Origin of the sequence: Bradyrhizobium sp. 2TAF36 (assembly GCF_052114925.1) — a bacterium.
In the GTDB taxonomy this organism is placed as follows: Bacteria; Pseudomonadota; Alphaproteobacteria; order Rhizobiales; family Xanthobacteraceae; genus Bradyrhizobium; species Bradyrhizobium barranii.
This window is the reverse complement of record NZ_JBFRFR010000207.1, coordinates 1-2,814: the sequence shown is the minus strand read 5'-3', so window position 1 is coordinate 2,814 and position 2,814 is coordinate 1. Positions and strand designations below refer to the sequence as shown.

The 2,814-nt window shown below is 59.4% G+C and carries 3 protein-coding genes; all 3 read left to right on the top strand.

The annotated features are described in order from the left end of the window. The first annotated feature begins 155 nt into the window (after positions 1-155). The 3 genes from AB4Z51_RS44670 to AB4Z51_RS44660 all read left to right on the top strand — a co-directional run bounded on the left by AB4Z51_RS44670 (position 156) and on the right by AB4Z51_RS44660 (position 1,668). On the top strand, positions 156-338 hold the full coding sequence (locus AB4Z51_RS44670) for a hypothetical protein (RefSeq protein WP_441499739.1): 183 nt from the start codon (positions 156-158) through the stop codon (positions 336-338). Positions 339-964: 626 nt separating this feature from the next. Next, positions 965-1,405, top strand: coding sequence for a hypothetical protein (locus tag AB4Z51_RS44665; RefSeq protein WP_441499738.1), 441 nt, complete (start codon positions 965-967; stop codon positions 1,403-1,405). Then, complete coding sequence (locus AB4Z51_RS44660) at positions 1,402-1,668, top strand: hypothetical protein (RefSeq protein WP_208088055.1); 267 nt, start codon at positions 1,402-1,404, stop codon at positions 1,666-1,668. Before AB4Z51_RS44665 ends, AB4Z51_RS44660 begins: the two co-directional genes overlap by 4 nt. Positions 1,669-2,814: the final 1,146 nt, after the last annotated feature.

Genomic DNA, 2,814 nt, shown 5'->3' with positions numbered 1-2,814 from the left:
GGACTTCACTGGTGAATATTTCCACTACAGTGGCGATATGTTTCTTGTTTACAGATCAGGAAACCTCGCGCGATTGAACTGCACACCGCGCTGACCGCTTGGCGCGATGCCGTTCGCTTCATGAGCCTCGAGGACGGTAGCTCGATGACTGAACCATGACCGAAGACCCCATCACACATCCCGAAGAGATCCGTGGAGGTTATGAGCTGCGTTTGGGCGAGAAGATCAGCCTCAAAGGCCAAGGGCGAATTACGCCAGCAGGAATTGTTTCCGCGGGCATTATCACCGTTGCAATCCTGGTCGCCACGGCTGCCCTAGTCAGAGCGGCTCGACGATGATGCTTGCTGTTGTGCGGACGCCGGTCGCGAAGATTGCGAAGGAAAATGAAGCGCACTGTCGGTGCGCTTCGTGAGAAGAGCCCGCCAGATTCCGATATTGTTTTAACGCTCGCATCCGCGCGATCAGGTGCAGACTTCTGCGTCCGTCAGGGCCGCCGGAGAGCTTTCGCGGTCTTGGGTTGAGGGCTCGCCTTCGCCAGCCCCGGCGAGCCCCATCTCAGTCAGGAAAACTGACAAACTTAGTTATCCTAAAGTGTGACCTAGATGACATTGCGCAGCGGCAAAGCTGCTGTAGGTTGCCGTTCACCGGGGCTGGCTCCATATTTCACTTAGATCTTTTCACCCGGCATTTTTGACGCGGCGCGGGCCGCCGCGAGCTGATCGCTGCGGCCTTCGTCTTGAGCGCGACAAGCGAACCGGCTGCCCATTTACTCCAGAGGATCAAACCTCGATACGCTCGCGCGACGCGCCAGCGAGCCCACCGAAGTGCGCCCACGGGGCGGGGATCAGTCGCACGAGGCGTGGCGCCATAGCCTGCTGTTGACCAATCCCTTGCGCTCGCTCGAGACCGACCCGCGAGCCCCAGCGGCTGGCCATGCCGCTCGGTCGTCGACTATCTTCCAGCTATGACCGATACCGCCCTCACCCGCCGCCGTAGCGAAAACTCGCACCAAGAAACTTGGCATATCTACTTTGGGGTGCATGTCGGCACGATCGGTACCCGCGCCGGCGTTCCAAAAGACGTCGACCAATGGGGCTGGCATCTCGGCTTCTACCCTGGCACCGAACCGGGCACACACCAGAGTGGATCAGCCGAGAGCTACCCGGCCGCGCGCGCCGAATTCGAACGCGCCTGGCTTCAGCTCGAGCCGACATTGACTGAAGAGAACTTCGAAACCTGGCGCCGCAGCCGCGACTGGCATGCTTGGAAATACCGTATCTGGGGCAACGGTTGTAGGATGCCGACGCAGAACACGAGTGGCTGGTCGAAGTGCTTTTGCGGTGAACAAACTCCGATCGCCTGCGAAGCACATATCTACTCCGCTCACCGAGGCATCGGCGCATGAAGCATTCCCAAGAACGCCCCTATGCGGACCCGGAGGCGGCCGCACGCAAGCTTGTCGAGCTCGCGGCCAGCGTCGAGCCGGTCCAAGACGGCCGCATCTATATCGAGAGGATCAACGAGCGGTTCCTGTTCGAGCTCGGCGGGAAGGGCAGCGAGTTTGGCGCCAGCATTAAGCACGCGGTAGAGAATGGCTGGCTCGAAATACAAGAAAGTGGGACATATGTGCGGCTAATGTCGGCGGGCGAGAATTTGCTCGCGCGCTGATACTAACCAGAGACGTTCTTTTGGAACGTCTGATGTCACCGACACTTCACGTAAGATGGCAAATTATCACCAGATTGATTGAAGAAGTTTTTTAGCGCTCCGAGAGGCTCTCAATGCACAGTGATCGCGTAGTTATCTTTGTTCGCCAGATGACCGAGCTAGCCTCCCAATTATCCGAGCTAGAATACCTTAGAAATCAAGTCGCCGAGGCGCAGCGACGCGATCCCGCCGTGACCATCGGGCAGAGTTCTCCAAATCCCATAGCCAAGGTACGAACGAACCTCATCCACTAGAGAGTCCGCAGCAATAAGAGTAGCGTGGGCCGGCGGCATAGCAGCGTCGTTGTTGACGCCACCTACACTCAATGCGTCCGCTTAAGCCTTTCGAACAATTCCTGCACTTCCGGACTCAACTGCTCCGGTGCGGGTTTGAGCAGCGCGTTCCGCATGGGGGCCGAGAGCCCCGGGCCCATCTTGACCTTGGCCAGTGCGAGCGTCTTTGCACGTCGTTCCCCGAGGGCGAGAATGATCAGCCCAGCGACCATCGGGATGACGCCGAGGGGTTCTCCATCGTCATCCGAAACGCACAATAGCAAACCGGCAATGAGTATAGCTGCCCCGAGTATGCGCATCGTCTACCAATTATCGTAATGACGAACCGTATTCGGTTTACAGTGCCACGACAAGCGGAGGGGAGCCGCGGTCCTGCGCGGCGGCGGGGAGGCAACGTTCCTCGCTATTCGACACGCCGGCGGGAGAGCTATTCGTCTCTCAGCCACCGGCGCCTATGGACAGAGCCTTGGATGGTGATGGGGGCAACAAGTCCGCTGTCGGTTGGTTGCGAAGGTTCAATCCGGCGGCCGCGACTTCCAAGTGGGTTGCGTCGCACAATGGGAAAAGCCGCAGCGTGGTTCCAGCCCCACTGCGGCATTCCCGGACAAACTAAAAAATCGGTGATCAAATCGCGCCGGTGTTCGTTTGACCTTGCCCCCAAGTTTTATCCAGTCCTGAGTTCGCCCCGGCTGTTGGATTTGCCCGGTTGGACGGTGGCAGCGGCGGGAGCCGGCGCGGAGCCCTCGGCATAGCGCAGCGCCGGCTCCCGGCGCGGGTGGCAGGTGAAGGCGAACGGTGGCAGGTGAAGGCGAAC